25 protein-coding genes are annotated in these 24,976 nt (G+C 68.9%); 4 read left to right on the forward strand and 21 right to left on the reverse strand.

Going from position 1 to position 24,976, the window contains the following annotated elements; translation table 11 throughout:
• Positions 1–38 precede the first annotated feature (38 nt).
• The 5 genes from PcP3B5_RS25750 to PcP3B5_RS25770 all read right to left on the reverse strand — a co-directional run bounded on the left by PcP3B5_RS25750 (position 39) and on the right by PcP3B5_RS25770 (position 6,639).
• On the reverse strand, positions 39–1,256 hold the full coding sequence (locus tag PcP3B5_RS25750) for a mandelate racemase/muconate lactonizing enzyme family protein (protein WP_061562748.1): 1,218 nt from the start codon (positions 1,254–1,256) through the stop codon (positions 39–41).
• Entirely contained in the window at positions 1,253–2,551 is a 1,299-nt protein-coding gene (locus PcP3B5_RS25755; RefSeq protein ID WP_420820147.1) for an MFS transporter, read from the reverse strand. Before PcP3B5_RS25755 ends, PcP3B5_RS25750 begins: the two co-directional genes overlap by 4 nt.
• Positions 2,552–2,639: 88 nt before the next feature.
• Positions 2,640–4,064 (reverse strand): aldehyde dehydrogenase, encoded by a 1,425-nt coding sequence (gene aldA / locus PcP3B5_RS25760; RefSeq protein WP_061562750.1) that lies wholly within the window; start codon positions 4,062–4,064, stop codon positions 2,640–2,642.
• Between the two features lie 212 nt (positions 4,065–4,276).
• Positions 4,277–5,221, reverse strand: coding sequence for a LysR substrate-binding domain-containing protein (locus PcP3B5_RS25765; protein ID WP_043273317.1), 945 nt, complete (start codon positions 5,219–5,221; stop codon positions 4,277–4,279).
• 236 nt (positions 5,222–5,457) lie between these two features.
• Positions 5,458–6,639, reverse strand: coding sequence for a porin (locus PcP3B5_RS25770; RefSeq protein WP_061562751.1), 1,182 nt, complete (start codon positions 6,637–6,639; stop codon positions 5,458–5,460).
• Positions 6,640–6,872: 233 nt separating this feature from the next.
• On the opposite strand from PcP3B5_RS25770, the gene PcP3B5_RS25775 reads away from it, so the two are divergent.
• Both PcP3B5_RS25775 and PcP3B5_RS25780 read left to right on the forward strand, forming a co-directional pair.
• Positions 6,873–7,748: a LysR substrate-binding domain-containing protein gene (locus tag PcP3B5_RS25775; protein WP_009615764.1), complete on the forward strand. Its 876-nt coding sequence runs from the start codon at positions 6,873–6,875 to the stop codon at positions 7,746–7,748.
• A gap of 174 nt (positions 7,749–7,922) precedes the next feature.
• Positions 7,923–8,183, forward strand: a complete 261-nt coding sequence (locus PcP3B5_RS25780) for a hypothetical protein (RefSeq protein ID WP_009615762.1) — start codon at positions 7,923–7,925, stop codon at positions 8,181–8,183.
• 173 nt (positions 8,184–8,356) lie between these two features.
• Here PcP3B5_RS25780 and PcP3B5_RS25785 read toward each other — a convergent pair whose 3' ends face one another.
• The 14 genes from PcP3B5_RS25785 to PcP3B5_RS25850 all read right to left on the reverse strand — a co-directional run bounded on the left by PcP3B5_RS25785 (position 8,357) and on the right by PcP3B5_RS25850 (position 21,547).
• Positions 8,357–8,899, reverse strand: a complete 543-nt coding sequence (locus PcP3B5_RS25785; protein WP_024128431.1) for a GNAT family N-acetyltransferase — start codon at positions 8,897–8,899, stop codon at positions 8,357–8,359.
• A 22-nt stretch (positions 8,900–8,921) separates the two neighbouring features.
• Entirely contained in the window at positions 8,922–9,374 is a 453-nt protein-coding gene (locus PcP3B5_RS25790; RefSeq protein ID WP_009615760.1) for a hypothetical protein, read from the reverse strand.
• A gap of 158 nt (positions 9,375–9,532) precedes the next feature.
• The gene (locus PcP3B5_RS25795) at positions 9,533–10,894 is read right to left on the reverse strand and encodes an MFS transporter (RefSeq protein WP_061562752.1); all 1,362 of its coding nucleotides are present in this window, start codon (positions 10,892–10,894) and stop codon (positions 9,533–9,535) included.
• A gap of 118 nt (positions 10,895–11,012) precedes the next feature.
• A complete protein-coding gene (locus tag PcP3B5_RS25800; protein ID WP_061562753.1) occupies positions 11,013–12,452 on the reverse strand; it encodes an NAD-dependent succinate-semialdehyde dehydrogenase in 1,440 nt (479 codons plus the stop codon).
• Positions 12,449–13,483 carry an aldo/keto reductase gene (locus PcP3B5_RS25805; RefSeq protein WP_009615753.1) on the reverse strand — a complete coding sequence of 345 codons (1,035 nt, stop codon included), beginning with the start codon at positions 13,481–13,483 and terminating at the stop codon, positions 12,449–12,451. Before PcP3B5_RS25805 ends, PcP3B5_RS25800 begins: the two co-directional genes overlap by 4 nt.
• Before the next feature lie 10 nt (positions 13,484–13,493).
• A complete protein-coding gene (fae, locus tag PcP3B5_RS25810; protein WP_009615752.1) occupies positions 13,494–14,006 on the reverse strand; it encodes a formaldehyde-activating enzyme in 513 nt (170 codons plus the stop codon).
• Positions 14,007–14,281: 275 nt separating this feature from the next.
• Entirely contained in the window at positions 14,282–14,881 is a 600-nt protein-coding gene (locus tag PcP3B5_RS25815; protein ID WP_058070332.1) for a DUF2846 domain-containing protein, read from the reverse strand.
• 85 nt (positions 14,882–14,966) lie between these two features.
• Complete coding sequence (locus PcP3B5_RS25820; protein ID WP_061562754.1) at positions 14,967–16,244, reverse strand: acyltransferase family protein; 1,278 nt, start codon at positions 16,242–16,244, stop codon at positions 14,967–14,969.
• Positions 16,245–16,289: 45 nt separating this feature from the next.
• Positions 16,290–17,369: a phospholipase D-like domain-containing protein gene (locus PcP3B5_RS25825; protein WP_099049138.1), complete on the reverse strand. Its 1,080-nt coding sequence runs from the start codon at positions 17,367–17,369 to the stop codon at positions 16,290–16,292.
• Positions 17,370–17,443: 74 nt separating this feature from the next.
• Positions 17,444–18,019: a YceI family protein gene (locus tag PcP3B5_RS25830; protein ID WP_043314099.1), complete on the reverse strand. Its 576-nt coding sequence runs from the start codon at positions 18,017–18,019 to the stop codon at positions 17,444–17,446.
• A 239-nt stretch (positions 18,020–18,258) separates the two neighbouring features.
• Positions 18,259–18,579, reverse strand: coding sequence for a hypothetical protein (locus PcP3B5_RS25835; RefSeq protein WP_061562755.1), 321 nt, complete (start codon positions 18,577–18,579; stop codon positions 18,259–18,261).
• On the reverse strand, positions 18,576–19,703 hold the full coding sequence (locus tag PcP3B5_RS25840) for a serine hydrolase domain-containing protein (RefSeq protein WP_061562756.1): 1,128 nt from the start codon (positions 19,701–19,703) through the stop codon (positions 18,576–18,578). Before PcP3B5_RS25840 ends, PcP3B5_RS25835 begins: the two co-directional genes overlap by 4 nt.
• 90 nt (positions 19,704–19,793) lie before the next feature.
• Positions 19,794–20,579 carry an oxygen-binding di-iron domain-containing protein gene (locus tag PcP3B5_RS25845; protein WP_061562757.1) on the reverse strand — a complete coding sequence of 262 codons (786 nt, stop codon included), beginning with the start codon at positions 20,577–20,579 and terminating at the stop codon, positions 19,794–19,796.
• Positions 20,580–20,650: 71 nt separating this feature from the next.
• A complete protein-coding gene (locus PcP3B5_RS25850) occupies positions 20,651–21,547 on the reverse strand; it encodes an acyl-CoA dehydrogenase middle domain-containing protein (RefSeq protein ID WP_061562758.1) in 897 nt (298 codons plus the stop codon).
• A gap of 143 nt (positions 21,548–21,690) precedes the next feature.
• Between PcP3B5_RS25850 and olsB the strand changes: the two genes are divergently transcribed.
• Positions 21,691–22,449 carry an L-ornithine N(alpha)-acyltransferase gene (gene olsB, locus PcP3B5_RS25855; protein ID WP_058487564.1) on the forward strand — a complete coding sequence of 253 codons (759 nt, stop codon included), beginning with the start codon at positions 21,691–21,693 and terminating at the stop codon, positions 22,447–22,449.
• On the forward strand, positions 22,449–23,213 hold the full coding sequence (locus PcP3B5_RS25860; protein ID WP_061562759.1) for a lysophospholipid acyltransferase family protein: 765 nt from the start codon (positions 22,449–22,451) through the stop codon (positions 23,211–23,213). Before olsB ends, PcP3B5_RS25860 begins: the two co-directional genes overlap by 1 nt.
• A 156-nt stretch (positions 23,214–23,369) precedes the next feature.
• Here the strand turns inward: PcP3B5_RS25860 and PcP3B5_RS25865 are convergent, their stop codons facing one another.
• Both PcP3B5_RS25865 and PcP3B5_RS25870 read right to left on the reverse strand, forming a co-directional pair.
• Positions 23,370–24,236, reverse strand: coding sequence for a universal stress protein (locus PcP3B5_RS25865; RefSeq protein ID WP_009615728.1), 867 nt, complete (start codon positions 24,234–24,236; stop codon positions 23,370–23,372).
• Positions 24,237–24,303: 67 nt separating this feature from the next.
• On the reverse strand, positions 24,304–24,903 hold the full coding sequence (locus PcP3B5_RS25870; protein ID WP_043316628.1) for an acyl carrier protein phosphodiesterase: 600 nt from the start codon (positions 24,901–24,903) through the stop codon (positions 24,304–24,306).
• Positions 24,904–24,976: the final 73 nt, after the last annotated feature.

Genomic DNA, 24,976 nt, shown 5'->3' on the forward strand with positions numbered 1-24,976 from the left:
AGTAAGGGGGCCCGCGCCGGCCGGCGCGGGCGCGGGTGTCAGCCCTTGGCCGGGGCGTTGTCCTTGACGTCGACCGGGTCCGGGCCCATCTGCAGGTGCAGGCGCTCGCCGGTGTAGGGGGAATGCCGGCGCACCACGTCCATGTCCAGTTCCACGCCCAGGCCGGGCTCGCTGGAGGGGATGATGTAGCCGTCTTCCCAGTGCAGCGGCTTCTTGAGGATTTCCGCGTGGAAGCCGTCCCAGGTGCCGATGCTTTCCTGGATCAGGAAGTTCGGCGTGCAGGTCGCCAACTGGAAGCTGGCCGCCGCGCCAATGGGGCCGTTGTACAGGTGCGGGGCGATCTGCGCGTAGAAGGCCTCGGCCATGGAGGCGATCTTCTTGCCTTCGAGCAGGCCGCCGCAGCGCCCCACGTTCATCTGCAGGATGGACGCGCCGCCGGCCTGCAGTAGGCGGAAGAACTCGTACTTGGTGGTCAGCCGCTCGCCGGTAGCGATGGGGATGCTGGTCTTGGCCGCGACCTGGCCCATGGCCTCTTCCTGGCCCGGCGGAATGGGCTCCTCGAACCACAGCGGGTCGTACTTCTCCAGGCGCCTGGCCAGGCGGATGGCCGAGGACGGCACCATCTGCCCGTGGGTGCCGAACAGCAGGTCGCACTGGTTGCCCACCGCTTCGCGGATCTTGCGGCAGAAGGTCTCGCAGCGCTCCAGCACCTCCAGCGACAGCTGGTGGCCGGAGAACGCCGTGTAGGGACCGGCCGGGTCGAACTTCAGCGCAGTGAAGCCTAGGTTCATGTTGTGCACCGCGCATTCGGCGGCCAGGTCCGGGTCGGAATAGTCGTACTCGCCCTGGGCATTCTTCGGGTACAGGTAGGTGTAGGAACGCAGGCGCTCGTGGACCTTGCCGCCGAGCAGCTCGTACACCGGCTTGTTCGCCGCCTTGCCGACGATGTCCCAGCAGGCCATCTCCAGGCCGCTGACCACGCCCATCATGGTCAGGTCCGGGCGCTGGGTGAAGCCGCTGGAGTAGGCGCGGCGGAAGAAGCGCTCGATGTGGTGCGGGTCCTGGTCCAGCAGGTAGCGCTGGAACACGTCCTCGATCACCGGGACCATCGCCCTGGGGTGGAAGGTGGCGGCGTAGATCTCGCCGACGCCCTCGATGCCGCAGTCGGTCTTGAGGGTCACGAACAGCCAGTACATGCCGCCGATGTGCGGCGGCGGGACGGCGACCACGTGGGTCTGCAGGGAGACGACTTTCATGCTTGGCGCGCTCTCTTGTCGATGCGTTTCTTCAGGATCAGGGTGGCGACCACGCCCAGCAGGCCCACCGCCACGACGTAGGAGAAGTAGATCTGGTAGCCGACGAAGCCGGGGAAGCGGTCGGTGATCCAGCCGTTGAGCAGCGGCAGGAACACGTCCGGCGAGTAGCCGACCAGGGAAATGATGCCGATGGCCAGGCCGGTGACGCGCAGCGGAATGTGGCAGTCGTCGAGGATGGCCCAGTACAGGCCGCGGATGGCGTAGGTCATCAGGCCGATGAAGATCACCAGGAACACCAGCACCGCGAGCACGTGCAGGCTCGGCAGCAGCACCAGGCCGAGCATGCCCAGGGCCGAGAGCAGCATGGCCCAGGTCAGCACCCCGGTCTTGGAGAAGCGGTCGCCCAGCCAGCCGCCGCCGATGCCGCCAACCGGGCGCATCCACAGCTTGATGGTGGTGATCAGCCCGGCCATGGTCGCGCTGAGGCCGAAGCCGCCTTCCTGCAGGTAGGCCGAGAAGCTGTAGGTGGCCCAGAAGAAGTGGTAGCCACAGAAGACGATGGCGGTCACCAGCCACAGCTCGGGGATGCGCGCCAGGGTGCGCAGGTCTTCCAGCAGGTTGCCCTTGCCCGAAGCGGCGCGCTCGCCGCGCACGCCCCGGGGGTCGCGCAGCATCATCAGCACCACGCCGAGGACGATGCAGCAGGCGGCGTAGAGGTGGATGACCAGTTGCAGGCCCTCGGCGTTGCGCTCGCCGCGGGTCTCGGTGACATAGGCGAACAGCGCGATGGCCACGGTGGCCAGCAGCGCCTCCACCAGCCCGCGGCCGCCGTCGAGCACGCCGAAGAAGCGGCCCTGCTCGGCCTCGCCGGCGAGCATGTTCACCCGCTTGATCAGCGAGGCCCAGAAGGTCAGCCCGGTGGTGATGCCGAAGCCGCAGAAGATCGCCAGCAGCGCCTGGAAGCCGGGCAGCTGCGCGTACCACAGGCCCAGCACGCCGGTGCCCAGCAGCGAGAAGCTGATCAGGTAGCGCGGCGAGATGCGGTCGGCCAGCCAGCCGCTGGGCAGGTAGCTGACCAGGAAGGCGCTGCCGAGGATGGAATACAGGTAGCCCAGCTCGCTGTTGCTGATGGCCAGGGCCTCGAGCATGGTGCTCTGGTACACCTGGCGCAGGTAGAGCATGGGGTAGATGGCGCCGGCGGCGAGCACCAGCAACGCCAGTTGCAGGTAGCGCGACAGGTTGGCGCTGGACGGAACGGCCATGGGCATGGCCTCTGCACTTATTGTTTTTTTCATCATGCGTCTCGTGGCCGGCGCTGGCACCGGCGGGTTGTCGGAAAAGCGCGGCGCGCGCCGGGCGCAGGCAGGCGCCCGGCGCGGCTCGTCAGTACTTCAGGACCACCAGGCGGGTCTGGGTGAACTCCAGCATCCCGTGCTTGCCGTCGTCGCCGCCCAGGCCCGAGCGCTTCCAGCCGGCGTGGAAGCCCTGGTAGGGATCGGCGGGGGTGCGGTTGACGTACAGCTCGCCGGCCTCGATGGCGTTGGCCACCTTCATCGCCGTGCGGTAGTTCTCGCTGTAGAGCACCGAGGACAGGCCGAACTGGTGGTCGTTGGCCATGGCCAGGGCTTCGTCGAGGCTCTCGTAGCGCAGCACCGGCAGCACCGGGCCGAAGATTTCCTCCTGGACGATCTCCATGTCCTGGCGGCAATTGCTCAGCAGGGTGGCCGGGTAGAAGTGGCCCGGCCCTTCCGGCAGCACGCCGCCGCACTCGAGCACCGCGCCTTCGGCCAGGGCGCGTTGCACCTTGGCATGGATTTCCTGGCGCGAACGTTCGTTGACCAGCGGGCCCATGCGGCTCGGGTCCTCGCTGCGGTCGCCGCTGCGCACCGCGGCGAGCTTGTCGCGCAGCAGGGCGAGGAAGCGGTCGTGCACGCTGGCCTGCACGTACACGCGCTCGATGGCGGTGCACAACTGGCCGCAGTGGGTGGTCTTGGAGGCGGCGATGGCGCTGGCCGCCTGCTCCAGGTCGGCGTCGGCCTCGATGATCGCCGGGGTCTTGCCGCCCAGTTCCAGCGACGGTTTGGCGATGTTGGCCTTGCAGTAGTCGAGCACGGTGCGCCCGGCGCCGACGCTGCCGGTCAGGGTGATCATGCCCACCGCCGGGTGCTGGCAGAGCGTGGCGGCGACCTCGTGGACCATGGTCAGCACGTTGAACACGCCAGCCGGCAGCTCGGCCTCGGCGGCGGCGCGGGCGATCTCGAAGGCCGAGGTCGGGGTGTTGTTGCTCGGCCGCACCACCACCGTGTTGCCGGTGATCAGCGCCGGGGCGACCTTGCGCAGCAGGGTGTAGACCGGGTAGTTGAAGGGGATCAGGCAGGCCACCACGCCGATCGGCTCGCGTTGCAGCAGGATGGTTTCGTCGCGGGAGTCGCTGGGGATCACCTCGCCCTCGATGCGCCGCGCCCATTCGGCGTGGTAGCGGGTGATCTGCGCGGCGTAGACGGCCTCGTTGGTGGCGTCCTGCAGGCTCTTGCCGGACTCGCGGGCCAGCGCCTCGCCGATGCGTGCGGCATTGCGCTCGATGGCCTCGGCGAAGCGCCGCAGGTATTCGCCGCGCTCGATGGCCGGCAGCTTCGCCCAGTCGCGCTGGGCGCGTTGCGCGGCTTCCACGGCCTGGCGCACCTCGGCCTCGCTGGCGGCCGGCACCTCGGCGATGCAGGCCCCGGTGGCCGGGTCGGACACGGCGATGCGGGCGGCCACGGAGCAGTCGCGGAAACGGCCGTCGATGAAGTTCTGGTCAGTACGCATGGGTATTCCTGTGGTTCAAGCAGCGCGGTGGCGGAGGAACGACAGGAGCGACGCGGGGCGGGCGCTAGGCCGCGCCGGCAGGCGGGTGCGGGCAGGCATGGGAAACACTCTTGTCGTTCTTGGATGGCCAAGTTTCGACAGGCGCGGCAGGCCGGACAAACGATTAATAATGCCGGGCAACCTGCGTTTTCCGCATGTTACCCGGCGGCATTTCAGCGCGGGCTGACGATGTGCGCGGCGTTGTCCAGGCTGCGCTCGGCCAGGCGCACCTCTTCCAGCAGCCAGTCGCGGAAGCGCTCCACGTGCTCCGGCAGTTCCTGCCCCGGGCGGCTCACCCACCAGTAGGACTGGTGGCCGTCCACCTGTACGTCGAGCAGCTGCACCAACTGCCCGGCCACCAGCTCGCGGGCCACCATCTGGCGGTCGGCCATGGTCACGCCCAGGCCGTCAATGGCGGCGCGGATGGCCATGTCCAGCAGGTCGAACTCGTAGCCGCCCTGCAGGTCGACGCCCTGGATCTTCGCCGCGTCCAGCCAGTGGCGCCAGGTCAGGTAGCGCTGGTCATCGCGGGCCAGCACGTGCAGCAGGGTCATGCCGTTCAGCGGCATCCCCTGCTCCGGTTCCTCACGCTGCGCCAGCAGGCCCGGCGCGCATACGGCGATGTGCTTCTCGTGCATCAGCAGCGAACTGTCCAGGCCCTCCCACTCGCCGTTGCCGAAGCGGATGGCGCAGTCCAGGGTGCCGGTCTCGGCCAGGCTGTCCTGCAAGTGCGTGGTGAGGGTCACCTCCAGCCCCGGATGGGCCTCGCGCAGGCGCCCCAGGCGCGGCAGCAGCCAGCGGCTGGCGAAGGTCGGCGGGGCGTTCAGGCGCAGGCGGTTGAGGTGCTGGCGCTGCTGGATGCCGCGCACCGTCAGCTCGATACGGTCGAACGACTGCTGCAACGCGCGCAGCAGCATGCGCCCGGCGTCGGTCAGTTGCAGGTGGTGGTGGCGGCGTTGCAGCAGCGGCTCGCCGAGCTGCTCCTCCAACTGGCGCACCTGGCGGCTGACCGCGCTCTGGGTGACGTTGAGCAGTTCGGCGGCGCGGGTGAAGCTGCCGGTGCTGCCGGCCACCTCGAACGCCTTGAGTGCATTGAGCGCCGGGATCTTGCGCTTCATCGCTGGCCCTCCCCTCGCGCCCCCGTTGGACGCGGCATGCGCATTGGAGTATGGCAGCGGCCGCGGAGTCACCGCGGCCGCAAGGGCTCCTCACTCAAAACCTGTTTACGACCTCGCGAGCTAGAGCAGAACAAGGCGAAGACAGGCGAGGAAGCGGAGTTTAGGCCGCTAAATGAGCATTCCTCGCCTGTCTTCAACGCAGTTATGCCGACGCGCAGCAGGTCGTAGACAGGTTTTCAGAAGTAATAACCGACGTTGGCGTACAGCTGGTTCTCCCAGTGGTCGGTGCCACCCTGGGCCAGGCTGTCGGTGTAGCTGCTGCCGCCGATGTAGGGGTCGTTGCGGCCGTTGAGCCATTCCACGGCGATGTAGAAGGAACGCACCGAGAACGAGGTGCCGAGGATGAAGCGCTCGGAGGCGTCGAAGCCGCTGGCCGACTTGTCGAAGCGGCTGTAGTTGCCGTACACCTTCATGCCGCTCACCCAGCCGCCGACGAAGGTGCCGGGGAAGCTGTAGCTGAGGTCGCCGACGTAGAGGTTGCCGCGGCTGGCGACGTTGAAGGTGCCGTCGTAGCCGCCGAAGCTGACCACCTCGTCGCTGCCCGGGTTGCGCGGCGACATCTGCTGGCGCCCGGCCTGCAGCTGCACGCCCCAGGGGCCGTTCTGCCCCAGGTAGTGCAGGGCGTAGGCGTTGCGCCGGCCGGCGTCGTGGGTGTCCTTGTTCTCCAGGCGCGAAGTCAGGGCCGACACGCCCACCTCGGACTTCCAGTCGCCCAGCTGCAGCGAGCGCGCCAGGCGCGCGACCACGATCTGCCGTTCCTGGTTGCGGGTGCCCCCGGGCACGTAGTCGTCGGCCGAGGTCACCACCGTGGAGTAGGTGCTGCCGTTGCTGGTGCCGCGCCCCGGCCAGGCCGGGCGGCCGTACAGGCCCGCCTGCAGGTTCCAGTCGCCCTGCTGCTGGATGTACTTGGCGCCCACCGCCGAGACGTCCTCCAGGCCCACCACGTTGCCGAGGGTCTCGTAGAAGGTGCTGCCGAAGAACGGCTGCAGGCCGAAGGGAATCTGGTTGAGGCCGACCTGCACCTGGCGCTCGGCGTCGAAGCGGTAGCCGACCCAGGCGTACTCGGCGAAGGCGACGTCGCCGATGTGGTCGGTGTACTGGTAGGGATACTGCTTGCCGTAGAAGCGGTAGCGCGCCGCGCCTATCCAGCTATCGGAGGTATAGGTGGCGCGCAGCATCAGGGTGTCGAAGCCGGCCTTGTCGATGTCGCGGTCCGGGTCGTGGTCGAAGCGCGCGCGGATGGCGCCGCCGACGTCGAGTTCGTCCGTTACCGGCACCGCCAGGGCGGCGGCGCTGCAAGTCAGCAGAACGGGAAACAGCAGGTGCGCACAGCGGCGCGGCAGGGGAAATCTGGCCACAATGGAAAGCCTCGGCGAAGTTCTTGTCGTTATTCGGCGCACCGGCGCGGACACTCCCCCCACACCTTGTGCGCGGCCGAAACTAGCCCCTGGCGCAAGCCGCGCACAAACGACTAAATCGCCGGGCGAACCGGAGAAAAACGCATGTTTGCAGAACCGGCCCCGGCGCTAGAATCGGCGCACCACGACCAGCCCGCGCGCGCCACCCCGCGCGCCCTTTCGGAAGCCGCCCCATGCGCAGCCTGCCGCCCCTGAACATGCTCCGGGTCTTCGAGGAAGTCGCCCACCACCGCAGCTTCAACCGCGCCGCCGAGGCGCTCAACGTCACTCAGGGCGCGGTCAGCCGGCAGATCAAGCAACTGGAGGACTACCTGGGCGTCAGCCTGTTCGTGCGCACGCCGCGCGGCCTGACCCTCACCGAGACCGGCAGCGCCCTGGCGCCGCACCTGGGCGAGGCCTTCGACCGCATCGAGCGCGCCCTGCAGGCGGTGCGAGTGCCCAACCTGCGCCAGCGCCTGCGCATCCTCGCGCCGCCGACCTGGGGCACGCGCTGGCTGTCGCCGCGGCTGCGCAGCTTCCTGCAGCGCTACCCGGACATCAGCCTGAGCGTGACCAACGCCCAGGACGCGGACAACCCCGGCGAGCTGGACTGCCGCATCCGCTTCGGCCTGGAGGCCGCCGCCCACTGCCACAGCCAGTTGCTGGTGATGGAACGGCACATCGCCGTGGCCAGCCCGGAACTGTTCGACGGCGAACGCCCGCCGGAGCTGCACGCCCACCCGCTGCTGCACATCCTCCACGAGGGCAAACGCCTGAAGGTCTGGGAGAACTGGCTGGAAGCCGTCGGCCGCAACGACGTCGACGCCGGCAGCGGCATCGAGTTCAGCACCCTCGACCAGGTCATCCACACTGCCCTGGCCGGCGGCGGCCTGGCGGTGATCGACCGGCAGATGATCGAACGCGAACTGGCCGCCGGCAGCCTGCTGCCGATCACCCCGGTGGAAGTGCTCGGCCCCTACGGCTACTGGCTGGACATCCCCGCCGACAAGCGCGGCCTGTCCAAGGTGCAGCGCTTCCAGGACTGGCTGGAACTGATGAGCAATCCCTAGCCGTTTTGAGGATTTGCCGACAGCTTCGCCCCTCGCGTGGAAATCTCCCCCGTCCGACTCGGAGGAATTGCACAGGCCTTCGCGCTCCTCCCAAAGGCATGGCGGTCCAAGATCATGCGCTGGAGTCCGCCCCCGCTCACGGACGCCGGAAATCGCCACCGCAAGGACCCGATCATGTCTATCAAGCACACACTGAACCTGCTGGACGAGCGACTGCTGAAGGAGTTGCTCGACGCAGCCCAGGAAGCCCTGAACGACACCGCCACCGCCAAGCGCGTCGCCCACGTGCTGGGCGTGGAACCCGCGCGGGTCCACGCCCTGGCCAACGTCGCCCTGGGCCTGTCGCAGGCGGACGACGAACGCGCCCACGACGTCGGCACCCTGCGCCAGCTGGACGACCTCACCCGGCGCATCCGCGGGCTGATGAGCCCCTAAGGCCACGCGGCCGTCTCCCGGCGCCTGGCAGCCCTGGAGGGCACCCTCGGCGTGGCCCTCTTCGACCAGGCGCCTGGAGCAGGACATCCCCCGACCGTAGGGCGCATAACGCGAAGCGTTATCCGCCGTTGCCGGATGGCACCTCCAGAACAGCCTGAGGTGCCTAGCGGTATCTACTTACGGATGCCGGTAGCTGGGGGCCGCCCGCTCGAATCCTGATGGGCTAGCTCTTCAAAAAGAGGCGCTGTCGGATACACCAGGCGTAACCGGTCCATATCGGAAGATTCGAAACCCAGCGACTTGTAGTACCTTGCCGCCGCCTCATCCTTGGCGTCGACTGCCAGGAAAGCGATACCGGCATGCTTCGACATTGCATAGAGGCGGCGAAATACATCAGCGAGTAGTCGTTGCCCCAACCCCTGCCGTTGGCACGACCTATCCACTGCCAGACGACTCAGCAGCACTGCCGGAAGCGGATAGCGCGGGAGCCGTTTCCGCTCCTGCTCGGCCACGTCCTCGAGGCGAACCGACGTACTCGCCAGCGTGTAGTACCCGAGGAGCGTTCGCTCCCTTCCCAGCGCCAGGAATGTCCTGGACAGATGGCGCTTCTGATCCTGGGAGGCGTATTTGACGATGTAGTCGTTGAGGTCTGGAGAGACGCAGTCAAACGTCCTGCGGTTCACCGACTTGTCGAAGTCGACAGTGATGAAATCCATTCATTCTTCTTAGCGCCAGCAGTCAGCGCAGCGAGAGGATCTTCTTCAAGGCCTTGTTAGCCTTCGGTGGGTTCTCCAGCATGTCCAGTGCCCGTCGGACATTCAGAACCGTCTCACCACAAGCTGCGAATCGATCGGTATCCCGTGACGCATCCCTCGCCTGGAGCGACGCCACGTGCATCGGCTCATGACCTCTCACCGCTTCGGACAAGGCGCTCGCAATCCGACTGCTGCTGTATTGGAAACTCCGCATGGCATGATTGTATGGCTCGATATGTTCCGCCACGATTTCCGGGCTTTTCATGTCCGCGGCACGAATGATGGCGGCATAGAGATTCTTCTGCTCTTCCTCGTCGTCCAGATGGACATGCAGGTAGCGTCCGGTCTCTTCAGGATCGGTAACAGGCACTTCAATGGGAACAGCTCCGGGCTGGATAGCCTTTCTTTCCTTCCCTGTCTTCGCTTTTGCAGTCATGAGCACCTCGTGCAGTGCTCAATTATTGCACAAGCTCATACAGCGCATGCATCCCCGCTCCATGTCCGAAACGTCCCGATCGGGAATGGGAGAAAAGCCATTTCGCCTCCCAACCTGAACAGGGAGCCCCTTCACCGCAGGCTCCCTGACACGGCCGGCTAGAGCACCGCCATCACCTTCGCCGCCGGCTGCGCCGGCCCCGCCTCGCCTTCGCCCTTGCCGGCATCGGTCAGCGTCAGGTACTTGGTCTCCGGCGCCCAGGCCATGGAGATCAGCGCGCCGAACAGGAGGATGCCGGCGAGGATGGCCATGGTCGGGTTGAGGCCGATGCCGGCCACGCTGACCGGCAGCAGGAAGGTGCTCAGCGCCGAGCCCAGGCGGCTGGCGGCGGTGGCCAGGCCGATGCCGCCGGCGCGCACTTCGGTGGGGAAGCTTTCCGCCGGGTAGACGCCGACCAGGTTGCTCACCGCCGAGAGCACCAGGGTGAACAGGCCGAAGGTCGCCACCATCAGCCAGGCCAGGCTGCCGGGCAGCAGCACCAGCAGGAAGAGCGCGGCGGAGAGGATCAGGAAGGCGCCGATGAGGAAGCCGCGGCGGGTGAATTTCACCGTGCACCAGATGCCCAGCAGGGCGCCCACCACCAGCAGCGCGTTGAGCAGCATCTCGGTGCCGAAGCCCTCGGCCAGGCCCATCTTCTGCAGGATCGACGGCAGGAAGGTGTAGATGGCGAAGTACGGCATGACGATGCAGATGAAGAACAGGCAGTTGAACGCGGTGCGCTTGCGGTACTGCGCGCTGAACAGCTGGCGGAAGCCGCCCTTGTGCTCCTCGGCGATCTCGTCGTCGAGCACCACGTGCGCGCCCAGGTGCTTGCGCACTATGGCCCGCGCTTCTTCCACACGGCCCTTGTGCACCAGCCAGCGCGGCGATTCCGGGGTGCCGATGCGGGCGATCAGGATCATGGCCGCGGGGATCGCCGAGGACGCCAGCATCCAGCGCCAGGCGTCGTCGCCCAGGCCGAGCATGGCGGTGCCGACGAAGGTGGCGGCGACGTAGCCGAAGGTCCAGATCACGCTGAAGGAGCCCAGCAGCACGCCGCGGTGCTTCTTCGGCGAGAACTCGGCGAGCATGGCGTGGCCGACGCTGAAGTCGCCGCCCAGGCCGATGCCGATCAGCACCCGGCAGAGGAACAGTTGCAGCGCCGTCTCGGCGAAGAACTGCAGCAGCGAGGCCAGGGTGATCAGCACGAAGCTGATGAGGAAGATTTTCTGCCGCCCCAGGTGGTCGGAAATCCAGCCGAAGAACAGGCTGCCGAAGAACAGGCCGAGCAGCGCCGAGCTGCCGATCAGGCCCTGCCAGAAGGGGTCGAGGTTAAGTTGCGGGTTGATCAGGGTGAAGGCGATGCCGATCAGCCCGAGGATGTAGCCGTCGGTGAAGTGGGCGCCGAAGGTGAGGCCGGCGATCTTGATGTGGAACCTGCCGATGGGCAGGTCATCGATTCTGACTGTGTTACCCGACATGATCGTCTCCGAGTTTTTTCTTGTTGTCTGAACGGAAGGATGACCGCCGCACCGGTCGGGGCGGCGGCGGTTGGCGGAACTCCTTAGCGGCGTGGCCGCGGCTGTATGCGGGGCGGCGTCAGTCGGACAGGCCACCGAGCAGCAGGTACTTGATCTCCAGGTAGTCGTCGAGGCCGTACTTGGAGCCCTCGCGGCCCAGGCCGGACTCCTTGATGCCGCCGAAGGGTGCCACCTCGGTGGAGATGATCCCTTCGTTGATGCCGACCATGCCGGCCTCCAGGCCCTCGGCCATGCGCCAGACGCGGCCGATGTCGCGGCTGTAGAAGTAGGCGGACAGGCCGTAGGGCGTGTCGTTGGCCAGGCGCAGCGCCTCGGCCTCGTCGCGGAAGCGGAAGCAGGCGGCCACCGGGCCAAAGGTTTCCTCGCCGGCGATCAGCATCCCGGCGTTCGCCTCGGCCAGCACCGTAGGCTCGTAGAAGGTGCCGCCCAGGGCATGGCGCTGGCCGCCGCAGAGCAGCCGGGCGCCCTTCTCCAGGGCGTCGCCGACGTGCTGCTCGACCTTGGCCAGGGCCGCTTCGTTGATCAACGGGCCCTGCTCGGTCTCGCCCTCCAGGGCGTTGCCCACGCGCAGCGCGCGCACCGCTTCGGCGAGCTTGGCGGTGAAGGCTTCGTACACCTCGTCCTGCACGTAGAAGCGGTTGACGCACACGCAGGTCTGCCCGGTGTTGCGGAACTTCGAGGCCATGGCGCCGCGCACCGCGGCGTCCAGGTCGGCATCGGCGAAGACGATGAAGGGCGCGTTGCCGCCCAGTTCCAGGGAGACCTTCTTCAGGGTGTCCGCGGCCTGGCGCATCAGCAGCTTGCCGGTGCGGGTGGAGCCGGTGAACGACAGCTTGCGCACCACGCCCGAGGCCTGCAGCGCGCCGCCGATGGCCGGGGCGTCGCCGGAGACGATGTTGAATACGCCGGCCGGGATGCCCGCCTGTTCGGCCAGCACGGCCAGGGCGAAGGCCGACAGCGGCGTCTCTTCCGAGGGCTTGAGGATCAGCGTGCAGCCCGCCGCCAGAGCCGGGCCGACCTTGCGGGTGACCATGGCCAGGGGGAAGTTCCACGGGGTGATGGCGGCCACCACGCCGATCGGCTGCTTGGTGACGACGATGCGCGCGTCGGCCTTGGGCGAAGGGATCACGTCGCCGTATACGCGCTTGGCTTCCTCGGCGAACCATTCGAGGAAGCTGGCAGCGTAGGCCACCTCGCCTTTCGCCTCGGCCAGCGGCTTGCCCTGCTCACGGCTGAGCAGGCGCGCCAGTTCGTCCTGGCTGGCCAGCATCAGTTCGGCCCAGCGGCGCAGGCGCGCCGCGCGCTCCTTGGCCAGCAGAGCGCGCCAGGCCGGCAGGGCGCGCTCGGCGGCGGCGATGGCGGCGTTGGTTTCCTCGGCGCCGCCGCGCGGCACCTCAATGATCACCTCGCCGGTGGCCGGGTTGCGGACCGCGTAGGTCGGGCCGCCGCTGTGCCACTGTCCGTCGATGTAGTGGCCGGCTTTCAGCAGTGCGCTCATGCCACGGCCTCCGTCAGCGAAAAGGTCTCGCGCATCGGCCGGGCCACGCGGAGGATGCGCTTGCCGGCGGTGTAGTCGTTGATCAGGTCGCAGGGCGTGTAGTTGCGCTCCAGCTCGTAGAGTTCTTCCTCGTCCAGGCGCGTCTCCAGGGCGGCCAGGGCGCTGTCGAACTGCGCCGTGGTGTCGGCGCCGACCAGCATGCAGTCCACGCCGGGGTGGTTGAGCACCCAGGCCTGGGCGACCTGCGCGTTGCTCACGCCGCGGCGCTGGGCCACGCGCTGCACCGAGCGGGCGATCTCGAAGGAGGCCTCGTCGGCGTACATCTGCTGGGTGAAGAAGTCGGTCTGGTTGCGCGTGGATTGCGCATCGCCGGTCAGCAGGCCGCGGGCCAGCGGGCTGAACACCGAGACGCCGAGGCCCTGGTCGCGGCAGAAGGGGATCATCTCGCGCTCTTCCTCGCGGTAGGCGCAGTTGAGCTGCAGCTGCATGTTGATCGGCTTGACCCAGCCGTTGCGCTCGCAGGCCATGAGGATTTTCGCCAGTTGCCCGGTGAGCATGGTGGATACGCCTATGTAGCGGGCCTTGCCGGCGCGGACGATGTCGTTCAGCGCGCCCATCGCCTCTTCCACGGGGGTGTTCAGGTCATAGAAATGCAGCATGTAGATGTCGACGTAGTCCATGCCCAGGCGCGCCAGGGAGGCGTCGATGCTGTCCATGATGTGCTTGCGCGAATGGCCGCTGGCGTTGATGCCCTGGCGGGTGCCGTAGCCGACCTTGGTGGTGACCACGATGTCCTCGCGGCGCACCAGGCGCTTGAGGATGCGCCCCACCACTTCCTCGCCGACGCCGGCGGAGTAGAAGTCGGCCAGGTCGATGAAGTTGACCCCGGCGTCCAGTGCGTGCTTCACGATCGGTTCGCTGCGCTGTTCGTCGAAGATCCACGGCTTCCAGTCCGGGGTACCCATGTTCATGGTGCCCAGGCACAGCTTGGAGACCTGCAGGCCGGAGTTGCCGAGACGGATGTATTGCATGGCGGCGACCTCAGGCTTTGGGGGTGTAGAAGGGGTTGGCGATCTGCCCGACCACGTCGGCCAGCTGCGCGCGCTCGGGCTTGCAGGCCAGCGCCGCGCGGATGGCGGTGCGGCAGGCGTTGTAGTTGTTCAGGTAGACGGCATCCAGGTCGTCGCAGGCCGGGTTGACCCAGTTGGCGGTGACGATGGCCCACTCGTCCTCGGCTTCGGCCGGCAGGGTGCCGTCCAGCAGGGCCTCGGTGACGGCCTTGGCGATGCCGGCCTGGGACGCGCCCCAGGTGGCGTTGGCGTGCAGGTCGCCGCCGATCGGGGCCTTGTTCACGTAGAGGGTCATCGGCTTGACCGGGAGGTTCGGCTGGGCGATCACCATGAACGGGCAGTGGCCCTGGCTGGGCGAGGCCAGGCTGCCGGCGAAGGCCTGGCCGGCGGGGCCGTTACGCGGGCCGAGCAGGATGTTGATGTGCGCGGCGTTGACGCCGGGGCCTTCGAAGCCTTCACCGATGTAGAGATCGAGCTGTTTCATGGGTACCTCGTGGGATCGTCAGGGCGAGCGGGGGCGCGGGCCGCGAAGGTCCGTGCGCAGGGCTGCGGGGCAGCCGGGTTCAGTAGGCGGTTCGCGACGGAATTGGAGGAGGAACGAGCGGGAAGCGGGAAAGCAGCGGGAGGAATGAAGGCATGGCGCAGTCGCTCGTTGTTGTTGTCGGGAGCCGTTGCGCGATTTTTTAGCACCGGCCCGTTGCGGGCCGGTAAGCATAAAAACTCAAGGAGCTATGAGTTCAGCTCATAACCTGGAGGGGTTCAGATGCCGACCTTGTCCAGGGCCTTGCCGACGCCTTCCCAGAAGCGCCGTTGGCGCCGCACCTCGTAGCCGCTGGCGGCGATCTGCGCCGGTTCCTGGACCAGGCGGGTGCTGGCGATCTCGGGCTCGGCCAGACGCGCCTCGATCAGTTGCAGCGGGCCGTCGCCCTCGCTGTGGCTGCGCTTGGCGGGCACGCGGTCCTCGTCGTAGCGCAGGTAGTAGACGCCGCCGGCCTTGGCTTCGAGCATGAAGCTGGAAATACGGGTGAAATCCAGCGGGCCGTCGGCGAAGAAGGTCCAGAAGCTGCCGAACAGCGGCCGGCGCATTTCCAGCTTGAAGCTGCCCGGTTCGAACTCCAGGGCCAGGTAGCCGTTGCTCGGCAGGCTGCCGATCAGCTCGTTGTTGAGGAACAGGCCGGGGGCTTCCAGTTCCTCGTCGGCCCACTGGTTCTGCGGGCGGTAGAGGTAGACCAGGGCGTGCTGCGCGTCGCCGGGTCGCAGCGGCGCGAAGGCCTGGCCGTCGGTGGCGCCGAAGAAGGCGCCGGGGGAACTGCAACCGGCCAGCAGCAGGAGAACCAGGCCCAGCAGCGATCGCAACATGCGTCAGTCCCTTCTTGTGGTCATGCCGCGAGCATAACCAGCGCCGGCCGCCTAGCCACCCGCCGAAAGTCCGGGTGGCGGCGCCTCAGGGCAGCGTGGCCGGGCGCCTCTGCGCCGCCTGCGGTAACAGGTGACGCACCAGCCACTTGCGCGTGGGTACCACCAAGCGCTCCTGGAACAGCACGCAGCTGACCACCATGAACAGCAGGAACAGCGGGTACAGCCACAGCGACAGCTGCTGCTCGGTGGCCGCGGTGATGCAGTAGGCCCAGTCGGCCAGACAGTCGCCCGGCGCGCGGATCAGCTTCTCGGCGCGGGAGAACAGGGTGAACAGCGGCACGTGCAGGGCGAACAGCGACAGCGAGGCCGCCCCCAGGCGCGGCGACCAGTGGCGGATCGCCGGGCTGTGCGGGTCGCGCGGCAAGGCGCTGATGTACACCAGCGCCAGTTGCGCCGGCAGCAGCAGGCCGTTGTGCAGCAGGAAGTACCAGTGTCGCGCGCCCTGGGTGTAGAGGTAGTCGGCGGCGAGGAAGTTGGCCACCACGAAGGCGCCCAGCGCCAGCACCGCGCCGGTGCCGGGCAGGCGGCCGCTGTCCTTGTGCTCGCGGAACAGGCCGTAGGCGAGGATGCCGCCGAGGAATTCCGGCAGGCGCAGGATGGGGTTGCGGTGCAGCAGGCCGGTCCAGGGCATGCCGTACTGCTGGTGCAGCGCCAGCAGCAGCGGCGGCACCAGGTACAGCAGCCAGAGCGCCAGCAGCGCCCGCCGCTTGTTGCCGATGCGCATCAGCCGCGGCGCCAGCGCCGGGAAGCAGAGGTAGAAGAAGAACAGCGTGGACAGCGACCAGAGCGGCGCGTTGAAGGTCAGGTACAGCGGGTTCCAGGCCTGCAGCATGGTCAGTTGGAGGATACTGTTGAGCAGCAGCTCGCGGTCGCTCATCCAGTGGCGGAACAGCTCCGGGTGGCTCTGGCCGAGGCGCTCGTGGGTGTCGTAGACCACGAAGCGCGGGGTGGCCTGGTCCAGGTCCGGGCCGATGCCCAACTGGCTGATCAGCAGCAGCACACCGATGGTCAGCAGGATCGAGAAGATGTGGATCGGGTAGAGGTTGGAGAAGCGCTTGGTGAGGAAGCTGCGCGGGCTCTCGCGCAACTGGCCGTCGGTGACGTAGACATGGGCCAGGAGGAAGCCGGAGAGCACGAAGAAGGTGCTGGTGGCGAAGAAGCCCAGGCTGGTCAGCTCGTCCAGCCCGCGGAACTTCTGCTCCGCCGGGTAGGCATGGAGGGTGTGGTAGACCACCACGTATATCCCGAGCAGGAAGCGCAACCACTCCAGCCCGATGAACCTTTCCTTGCCGATCTTGTTCACGACCCTGCTCCCGTTCTCCCCGGGGTGCCTGCCCCAGCGGACTGCTCAACGGCGACGATCGAGGAAGTTCACCACCACCCGGTCGAGCCAGCCCCACAACCGCTGGTGCAGGCGCATCCACAGGGAGCGGCCGTGCCACAGCGTGAAATCGATCTCCCGGCTGGCGGCGAAGTCGGCGATCAGGCAATCGGCCACCGCCGCCGTGAAGTCGGCGTCCAGTATCTCGATATTGGCATCCAGATTGAACCGCAAGTTCCAATGATCGAAGTTGCACGAACCGACGCTCGTCCAATCGTCCACCAGCACCACCTTCATGTGCAGGAAGCGCGGCTGGTATTCGAAGATGCGGATGCCGGCGCGCAGCAGGCGCGGGTAATAGCGCTGCCCAGCATAGCGCACGGGGGCGTGGTCGGTGAGCCGGCCGGTCAGCAGCAGGCGCACCTCCACCCCGCGCCGCGCGGCCTTGCGCAGGGCCCGGCGGACCTTCCAGGTGGGCAGGAAATACGGCGTGGCCAGCCAGATGCGCTGCTGCGCGCCGTTCAGGCTGCGCACCAGCGACTGCAGGATGTCGCGGTGCTGGCGGGCGTCGGCGTAGGCCACCCGGCCCAGGCCGCTGCCGCCCACGGGCGTGGGCGGCAGGCGCGCCGGCGGCAGCATCTGCTGCGGGCGCCAGGCCTTGGCCTGCAGGCAGGCATGCCACTGGCGCTCGAACAGCACCAGCCAGTCGGCCAGCACCGGGCCCTGCATTTCCACCATCACCTCGTGCCAGGCGCTGGCGTTCTCCGGCACCGACCAGAACTCGTCGGTGGCGCCGGCGCCGCCGACGTAGCCAACATCCTGGTCCACCAGCAGCAGCTTGCGGTGGTCGCGGAACAGGTTGCGCCAGCCGCCGCGCCAGCGCAGCGGGTTGTACAGGCGCAGCTCGCCGCCGGCCTCGCGCAGCCGGCGGCCCCAGGCGCTGCCCAGGCGCAGGGCGCCGAAGCCGTCGAACAGGCAGCGCACGGCCACGCCGCGGCGCAGGGCGTCGATCAGGGTTTCCAGCAGCAGCTCGGAACAGGTGCCGCCCTCCACCAGGTACAGCTCCAGGTCGACCTGGCGCTGCGCCCGGGCGATGGCCGTGAGCATGCTCGGGAAGAAGTCCTCCCCGTCCACCAGCAGGGCGAAGCGGTTGCCGCTGCGCCAGGGGAAGACCGGCCCGCTCACCGCTGGGCGAAGATCAGCACGGCGCCCACCGGCACCGCCAGGTTGATGGTCTGCAGGCCGGCGAGCTTGCGCAGTTTCTCCACCCCCGGCGCCAGGCCGAAGTCGGCGGCGTCGAGGATCAGCGGCGACAGCGTCACCACCTGGAAGCGCCGTTCGTCCAGGCGCGTCACCAGCACCTCGGCGCGGTAGGCGCGGCTGGCGCCGTGCAGGTCCAGGCGCAGCGGCAGCGGCATCTCCAGCTGCGCGCCGTTGGCCAGGCCGAGGATCGGCCCCAGGTCCAGTTGCGCGTCCACGCTGGCCTCGGGGTAGCGTTCGGTCTCGAACAGCAGCTCGCGGATGCGCTCGTCGCGCAGCGGCACGCCGCTGAGCACCGAGTCCAGCTCGATGCGCAGGCTGGCCTTGCCGTGGTCGTCGACGCTGCCGTGCATGACCAGGAAGCGGTTGTTGTCGGCGCCGGCGGCGCCGCGGCCGGTGACGAAGTTCAGCCGCGAGGACTCGTAGTCGAGGTACCAGGCCGCCTGGGCGGAGGCGGCGAAGCAGGCCGCGAAGAGGAAGGCGAACAGCGAGCGCATGAAATCCCTTACATGGAAAACGGCTGGATCAACGGCCAACGATAGCCGCCCGCCGTCGGCTTGCAAACCAGCCGGCGAGCCCGTTGGGCAGGCGGCAGCGCCATTGGTTCAGACGTAGGGCGAATAACCGTTCGCGGTTATCCGCCGATACACCGAGACCGCAGCCAATGCCCAGGTCAACCCAGGCGCCGCCGGGAACCAAGGCCAAGCGGCGGATAACGCCGTAGGCGTTATCCGCCCTACGGCTGCGGCAGCAGCCGGCAGCCCTCGCGCGGGCCGAGCCAGGCGGCGGTCTGGGTGCTGCCCAGGCCGCGGGCGGTCACGCGCTTGTGCTCGGCGTCGTCGAGGAAGGCGCTGGTGGGCACGTACTGCTTGGTGTAGCCCTGGCAGTACTCGGCGCTGTTGCCCATGACGTAGCGGCAGGAGCAGTACTCCTTGGCCGTGTAGGCGCCGATGATCGGCGGGAAGGATTCCAGGTGCACGCGGTTGGCCCAGGCCCAGCCGGCCAGGGCGACCAGCGCCAGGAGCAGCAGGCTGAGCAGCGGGTGGCGGCGGATCATGGCTTGGCCTCCGGCTGGGCGAAGGCCGCGAGGGCCCGCTTGAGGAAGTCGTCGTGGCGGTAGCTGCCGTCGCGGTCGTCGGCGTAGCGCACTATCACCAGCTTCTGGTCGGGCAGCACGTAGAGCGCCTGGCCCCAGTGGCCGAGGGCGGCGAAGGTGGTTTCCGGGGCGTTCGGCCAGGGCAGGCCGGCGCCGGCCGGGGCGCGGTTGAGCCACCACTGGCCGCCGGGCACGCCGTCGCTGGCGTCTTCCGCGCTCGGGCGGTAGTTGGCGAACGGCGTGAGGGCGAACTGCATCCAGGCCTGGGGCAGCAGCTGGCGCTCCTTCCAGCGTCCGCCGCGCTGCATCAGCAGGCCGATGCGCGCCAGGTCGCGGGCGCTCATGTAGGCGTAGGAGGAGCCGACGAAAGTGCCGCTGGCGTCGCGCTCCCACACCGCAGAGCGGATGCCCAGGGGCTCGAACAGCGCGGTCCAGGGGTAGTCCGCGTAGGCGTCGCCGACCATCTGCTTGAGGCTGGCGGCGAGCACGTTGCTGTCGCCGCTGGAGTAGCGGAAGCGCTGCCCCGGCTCGGCGTCGGCGGGGAAGCCGGCGACGAAGCCGGCCATGTCGTCGCGGCCGCGGGTGTAGAGCATGGCCACCACCGAGGATTTCAGCGGGGCGTATTCGTAGTCTTCTTCCCAGGCCAGGCCCGAGGCCCAGTTGAGCAGGTGGCGCATCTTCACCTGCGGGTGCGCGGCGAAGGGCGCGAAGTGCTGCGCCACCGCGTCGTCCAGCTGGAAGCGGCCCTCGCCATAGGCCACGCCGAGCACGCAGGCCATGATGCTCTTGCTCATCGACCAGGCCAGGTGCGGGGTCTGCGCCCGGGTCGGCCCGGCATAGCGTTCGTAGACCAGTTGGCCGTCGCGGATCACCACCACGGCGTCGCTGCGCACACCCTGGCGGGTGGCGTCGTCGCGCGCCGGGAAGGCATAGGCTTCGAAGGCCTGCAACGCCGGGCCACTGGGCGCGGGGCCGGGCTGCCAGTCGGCGTCCGGCCAGGTTTCCGCATGGGCCGGCGCCAGCAGGCACAGGCCGGCGGCCAGGGTGAGGCCACGCAGCAGCGGGCGCAGGGAGGGCATGGGCATCGGCGGGCCTCTTGTCGTCAGCTCCGGCGGAACCCTAGCACGCTGCCATGACGGCTATAAGCGCCGATCACGCCGTAATGGCGGACGGATTCAGCGCGGCACCTGGTAGTCGGCCGGGCCGAGCAGGTCCATGCCGCATTCCAGGACGCTTATCCAGTCCAGGAAGGCGTCGATCATCGGCCGCCCGACGAAGGGCCGGCCGTGCTGCGGCACCATCATCTGCACGTCCAGGCCGCGCACCATGTCCGCCCACAGCCGGCACACCTTGTTGCTGGCCATGTAGCGGCGGTGGAAGCCGAGCATGTGCGGCAGGTGCTCGGCGAAGTCCTGCACCGGGCTGGCGTCGTCCACCAGGGAGGCGCCCATGTCGCCGGAGAAGAGGATGCGGCTGACCGGGTCGTAGATCTGGAAGTTGCCCACCGAGTGCAGGAAGTGCGCCGGCAGCACCTTCAGCTGGCAGCGCCCGAGGTTCAGCGACTGGCCGCGGTCGGGCACGGCGATGACGCGGTCGTAGGTGGAGATGCCGTGGCTGACCGCCAGGTAGCTGGCCGTCAGGTGCGGCAGGAAGCGCGCCCAGAGCTTGGAGCAGACGACCTTGGCGCGGGTGTGCAGCAGCCACTTGTCCAGCGCGGCGATGATGTCCGGGTCCTGGTGCGAGGCGAAGATGTAGTCCAGCTCCTGCAACGGCATCAGCTTCGACAGTTCCAGCGACAGCGGCGTGTAGGTCAGGTCGCCGCCCGGGTCGAGCAGCAGGTACTGGCCGTGGTCGACGATGAGGAACTGGTTGGACTGCACCCCGTCGCCACTGACGAGGTCGTCGAAGCACAGGCATTGGTGGGTGCCGTTGTCGAACAGCACTATGGGTTCGCGACGCATGGAGCTTCCTGCGGGTCATGCCGGTGGGGCGGCGGAATGTCGCGCAGGGTACCCAGGCGCGCGCGCCGGCCTCACTGACCTGGGTCAAGCCCCAGTGCCGCCCAGGCCTTGTCCAGGCGCCTGGCGCGGGCGCTGCCGCCCAGGGCGAGCACCGCGCGGTCGCGCTTCCACAGCTGCGCCCAATGCTCCGGGCCCTGGGCGATGGCGGCGTCCAGCGCCGGGGCCAGGGCGTCGAACTGGGCGAACAGGCCGCCCAGCAGCAGGTGCGTCGCCGTGTCGCCCACCGGGTGCCGCGCCACTTCGGCGCAGCCGGCCAGCAGCCCGGCCAGGCGCAGGGGCAATTCCCGCGGCCAGCGGCTGGCCAGGCCCACGCCGTACAGCCAGGCCAGCAGCGCGGCCATCACGTGCAGGTCTTCCAGGCCGCGGAACGGCTTGCTGTAGGCGTCCCAGCCGTCGCCCGGCAGGCGCTCGCAGTGGGCGCCCTCGAGGATCAGCCGGGCGTGGGGGATGTCGGGAATCAGCGGCATGGCCGGCATCGGCTCCAGGCGCGCGCCGGGGGCGCCGGCCAGCACCACGGTCATGGCCAGGCGCGGGGCCTCGCCGTCCGGCTCGTCGCGCGCCGCCACCAGGTACCAGGCGGCGCTGTCGGCGGCGGTGGCGAAGTCCTTGCGGCCGTGCAGGGTCAGGCCATCCAGGCGGGTGGCCAGGTCCGCCGGGCGCAGGCTCTTGCCCTCGCTGACGCAGAGCGCGCCCAGCCCGGCCGGGGCCGCCGGCCACAGGGCGCGCAGGGCCGCCTGGTAGCCGCCGAGGAAGGCCAGGCCGGGGGTGGCCGCCAGGCGCCCGGCGAGCACCGCCAGCTCCAGCGGCCCGGCGCCTGCGGCGCAGGCCAGCAGTTCGGCGTACCAGTCCTCCAGCGCCAGGCCGGCGGGCAGTGGCTCCAGCGGGCCGAGCAGGCGGTTCCAGGGCATGGGGCGATCCTCATCGGGGGGTGGTGTTGTCATACAAGCATCACGCCAGGGTCACAAGCGTGACACCGCCGCTTCCTAGCCTGAGCTTGCACAACAAAGGCGACCGGCCGCAACCCGCCTGGCCGGCCCATGGAGGCCTCCGCATGAGTCAGACCGCCCACGCCTGCGACACCCCGCGCGAAGAACGCCGCCTGAAGGCCGTGCGCCTGCGCGGCGCCCGCGCCCTGCGCGAAGCCCAGGCCCTGCGCTTCCGCGTCTTCAGCAGCGAATTCGAGGCGCGCCTAAAAGGCGCCGAGCTCGGCCTGGACCTGGACGACTACGACAGCCACTGCCAGCACATCGGCGTGCGCGACCTGGCCAGCGGCGCCCTGGTGGCCACCACCCGCCTGCTCGACCACCGCGCCGCCGAGCGCCTGGGGCGCTTCTACAGCGAAGAGGAATTCCACCTCGACGGCCTGGCCGAGCTGCAGGGCCCGGTGCTGGAGATCGGCCGCACCTGCGTCGACCCGGCCTACCGCAACGGCGCCACCATCGCCGTGCTCTGGGGCGAGCTGGCCGAAGTGCTCAACGAGGGCGGCTACCGCTACCTGATGGGCTGCGCCAGCATCCCCATGCGCGACGGCGGCATCCAGGCCCTGGCGGTGATGCAGCGCCTGCGCGAGCGCTACCTGTGCCGCGAGAACCTGCGCGCCGAGCCGAAGACGCCGCTGCCGGCGCAGGAACTGCCGGACAACCTCACCGCCGAGCTGCCGCCGTTGCTCAAGGCCTACATGCGCCTGGGCGCGAAGATCTGCGGCGAGCCCTGCTGGGACCCGGACTTCCAGGTCGCCGACGTGTTCATCCTGCTCAAGCGCGACGAGCTGTGCCCGCGCTACGCCCGCCACTTCAAGGCGGCCGTGTGATGCGCGGCGCCTGGCGAAGCGCCCGCCTGCTGGCGGTGGTCGGCCTGGGCCTGGCGCTGGCCGCCGGGGTGGCGCTGCTCGAACGCCTGCCCGGCTACGACTGGACCGCGCTGCGCCAACGCCTGACGCGCTGGTGGCTGGCGCGCCTGAGCCGCGCCCTGCCGCTGCGGGTGAAGGTCTATGGCGAGCTGCCCCGGGAGCCGGCGCTGTGGGTCAGCAACCACGTGTCCTGGCTCGACATCCCGCTGCTCGGCGCCCTGGCCCCGCTGACCTTCCTGTCCAAGGCCGAGGTGCGCCAGTGGCCGCTGGCCGGCTGGCTGGCGGAAAAGGCCGGCACCCTGTTCATCCGCCGCGGCTCGGGCGACGGCAGCCGCCTCGGCGAGCAGATCGCCGGGGCCCTGCAGCTGGGCCGCTCGACGCTGATCTTCCCGGAAGGCACCACCACCGACGGCCGCGGCCTGCGCAACTTCCACGGGCGCCTGCTGGCCGGCGCCATCCAGGCCGGGGTGCCGCTGCAGCCGGTGGCACTGCGCTACCTGCGCGACGGCGAGCCGGACCACCTGGCGCCCTTCATCGGCGACGACGACCTGCTCAGCCACCTGCTGCGGCTGCTGCGCAACGACCGCGGCTGCGTGGAGATCCACCTGCTCGCGCCGCTGCCCAGCCAGGGCCGCGACCGCGCCCAGCTGGCGCAGCAGGCCCACGCCGCCATCGGCACGGTGATCTACGGGGAAGTCGCTCGGGACCAGGCGCTGGCCGCCTGAAAGAGCCTGAAAGAGAAAGTCGAACCTGCCGGGCGCCACGGCTGGCAGGTTCCGCCCCGGACGGCGGCGCAGGCTTGGGCGCCAGCCGGAAAGACCGGCGCCCGCCATTGGCGGGCGCCGTCGTTCCCTTGGCGCGCGGGCCTGCGCCGCGCCGTCCTACACGCCGGTTTCCGGCGGCACGACCAGGATGTCGCAATCCAGTTCGCGCAGGGCGTAGTCGGCGACACTGCCGATCAGGGCACGCTTGATCCCTCCCATGCCCCGGGTACCCATCACCAGCAGGTCCGGCCGGTGCTTTTCGGACATGCGCTCCAGCACGTTGCCCGGCAGGCCGACGGCGACCAGCTGCTCGTCGATCCAGGGTTCCAGTTGCTGGTCGCGCAGGAACGCCTTGAACTCGTCCACCGCCTGGCGCGTCTCGGTGCCGACGAACTCGTCGATGCGCTCCTCGCTGACCCCCGAGTACTGCATCATGCCCTTGGCCAGCGGGCTGAAGGCATAGATGGCGCGGCGCACCGCGCCCTGCAGCAGGCCCAGGCGCTCGGCGACGCGCACCGCGTTGGCCGAGGCCGGCGAGGTGTCCAGCGCCAGCAGCAGGTCGCGGTATTCGCCGACCGCCGGCTGGTTGACCATCAGCACCGGCAGCTTGCCGGCGCGCACCACGCGTTCCACCGTGGTGCCGACGAAGATGTCGCGCAGCACGCTCTTGCGGTGCGAGCCCATCACCAGCAGGTCGACGTCCTCCTCCAGCGCGCAGCTGACGATCTTCTGGTTCGGGTCACCGACCTCGACGCGGATGCGCGGGCAACCGCCGCCCAGGGCGGTGAGTTCGACAAGGCGCGCCTCCAGCAGCAGCCGGACCTGCGTCGCCTCCTGTTCGACCAGCGCCACCGGCTGGTCCTCGTCCACCACGCAGAGCACCGTCCACGGGCAACCGAAGCGCTTGGCCAGGGCGCCGGCGCGTTGCAGGGCCTTCTCCGAGCGCGAAGACAAGTCCGTGGCGATCATCAATGATTTGAGCATGCTGCACCTCCCTCTCCGTCGTGGGTTCTATTGCATCCTTTCATGGCTTTCCTACGTTTGATGCATATCAAGCCGGGGGGCGATCCCCAGGCAGATTGTCGCGCCGCCCGGCCAGCGCCAGCAGTTGCGGGTAGAACGCGCGGAAGTCGTCGCTCAGCGGCTGGTAGCGCTCGGCCAGTTCCTCCCAGGCGCCGTCCAGCAGGCCCGGGCGCGACAGCCGGCGGGCCATGCCGGCGAGCACGTCCTGCAGCACCGTGAACTCGCGGTAGCTGCCCAGCCAGTCCTGCGCCGCCATGCGCGGGGCGATGCGCGCCAGGCGCTCGGGCAACTGCGGGGTGGTGTTCAGTACACCATAGACGCGGCGGGTGAATTCGCTGAGCGGCTCGTTGCTGAATGTGTCCCAGTCCCGCGCCAGGCAATGGTCGAAGAACACGTCCAGCAGCACGCCCGCCAGGCGCCGCCGCTCGGCGGGAAAGCGCAGCTTCGCCGCATGCACCAGCGGATGGCTGTCGGTGAAGGCATCGATGCGCCGGTGCAGGCGGATGGCCGCCTCGATGTCCGCCGGCCAGCGTCCGGCCAGCGGCCCCTTGACGAAATCGCCGTAGAGGCTGCCGAGCAACTGCGCCGGCTGCGAACCGCCGAGGTGGAGATGGGCGAGGTAGTTCATGGCCCAAGCTTAGCGCGAAACCCGCGTCGCCGGGATGCCGGGCAAGGCCCGCGGATTTGCCCGCAAGGCCCGT

The organism is Pseudomonas citronellolis (assembly GCF_001586155.1).
GTDB classification, from domain to species: domain Bacteria; phylum Pseudomonadota; class Gammaproteobacteria; order Pseudomonadales; family Pseudomonadaceae; genus Pseudomonas; species Pseudomonas citronellolis.

Excerpts from the sequence above, each read along its gene's own strand:
- PcP3B5_RS25830 (WP_043314099.1), bottom strand. The coding sequence starts at position 18,019 with ATGCGCTCGCTGTTCGCCTTCCTCTTCGCGGCCTGCTTCGCCGCCTCC.
- aldA (WP_061562750.1), bottom strand. The coding sequence starts at position 4,064 with ATGCGTACTGACCAGAACTTCATCGACGGCCGTTTCCGCGACTGCTCC.
- PcP3B5_RS25815 (WP_058070332.1), bottom strand. The coding sequence starts at position 14,881 with ATGTTGCGATCGCTGCTGGGCCTGGTTCTCCTGCTGCTGGCCGGTTGC.
- PcP3B5_RS25780 (WP_009615762.1), top strand. The coding sequence starts at position 7,923 with ATGTCTATCAAGCACACACTGAACCTGCTGGACGAGCGACTGCTGAAG.
- olsB (WP_058487564.1), top strand. The coding sequence starts at position 21,691 with ATGAGTCAGACCGCCCACGCCTGCGACACCCCGCGCGAAGAACGCCGC.
- PcP3B5_RS25795 (WP_061562752.1), bottom strand. The coding sequence starts at position 10,894 with ATGTCGGGTAACACAGTCAGAATCGATGACCTGCCCATCGGCAGGTTC.
- PcP3B5_RS25850 (WP_061562758.1), bottom strand. The coding sequence starts at position 21,547 with ATGCCCTGGAACCGCCTGCTCGGCCCGCTGGAGCCACTGCCCGCCGGC.
- fae (WP_009615752.1), bottom strand. The coding sequence starts at position 14,006 with ATGAAACAGCTCGATCTCTACATCGGTGAAGGCTTCGAAGGCCCCGGC.
- PcP3B5_RS25800 (WP_061562753.1), bottom strand. The coding sequence starts at position 12,452 with ATGAGCGCACTGCTGAAAGCCGGCCACTACATCGACGGACAGTGGCAC.
- PcP3B5_RS25750 (WP_061562748.1), bottom strand. The coding sequence starts at position 1,256 with ATGAAAGTCGTCTCCCTGCAGACCCACGTGGTCGCCGTCCCGCCGCCG.
- PcP3B5_RS25755 (WP_420820147.1), bottom strand. The coding sequence starts at position 2,551 with ATGAAAAAAACAATAAGTGCAGAGGCCATGCCCATGGCCGTTCCGTCC.
- PcP3B5_RS25840 (WP_061562756.1), bottom strand. The coding sequence starts at position 19,703 with ATGCCCATGCCCTCCCTGCGCCCGCTGCTGCGTGGCCTCACCCTGGCC.
- PcP3B5_RS25845 (WP_061562757.1), bottom strand. The coding sequence starts at position 20,579 with ATGCGTCGCGAACCCATAGTGCTGTTCGACAACGGCACCCACCAATGC.
- PcP3B5_RS25825 (WP_099049138.1), bottom strand. The coding sequence starts at position 17,369 with ATGCTCACGGCCATCGCCCGGGCGCAGCGCCAGGTCGACCTGGAGCTG.
- PcP3B5_RS25835 (WP_061562755.1), bottom strand. The coding sequence starts at position 18,579 with ATGATCCGCCGCCACCCGCTGCTCAGCCTGCTGCTCCTGGCGCTGGTC.
- PcP3B5_RS25775 (WP_009615764.1), top strand. The coding sequence starts at position 6,873 with ATGCGCAGCCTGCCGCCCCTGAACATGCTCCGGGTCTTCGAGGAAGTC.
- PcP3B5_RS25865 (WP_009615728.1), bottom strand. The coding sequence starts at position 24,236 with ATGCTCAAATCATTGATGATCGCCACGGACTTGTCTTCGCGCTCGGAG.
- PcP3B5_RS25805 (WP_009615753.1), bottom strand. The coding sequence starts at position 13,483 with ATGCAATACATCCGTCTCGGCAACTCCGGCCTGCAGGTCTCCAAGCTG.
- PcP3B5_RS25870 (WP_043316628.1), bottom strand. The coding sequence starts at position 24,903 with ATGAACTACCTCGCCCATCTCCACCTCGGCGGTTCGCAGCCGGCGCAG.
- PcP3B5_RS25860 (WP_061562759.1), top strand. The coding sequence starts at position 22,449 with ATGCGCGGCGCCTGGCGAAGCGCCCGCCTGCTGGCGGTGGTCGGCCTG.
- PcP3B5_RS25790 (WP_009615760.1), bottom strand. The coding sequence starts at position 9,374 with ATGACTGCAAAAGCGAAGACAGGGAAGGAAAGAAAGGCTATCCAGCCC.
- PcP3B5_RS25785 (WP_024128431.1), bottom strand. The coding sequence starts at position 8,899 with ATGGATTTCATCACTGTCGACTTCGACAAGTCGGTGAACCGCAGGACG.
- PcP3B5_RS25765 (WP_043273317.1), bottom strand. The coding sequence starts at position 5,221 with ATGAAGCGCAAGATCCCGGCGCTCAATGCACTCAAGGCGTTCGAGGTG.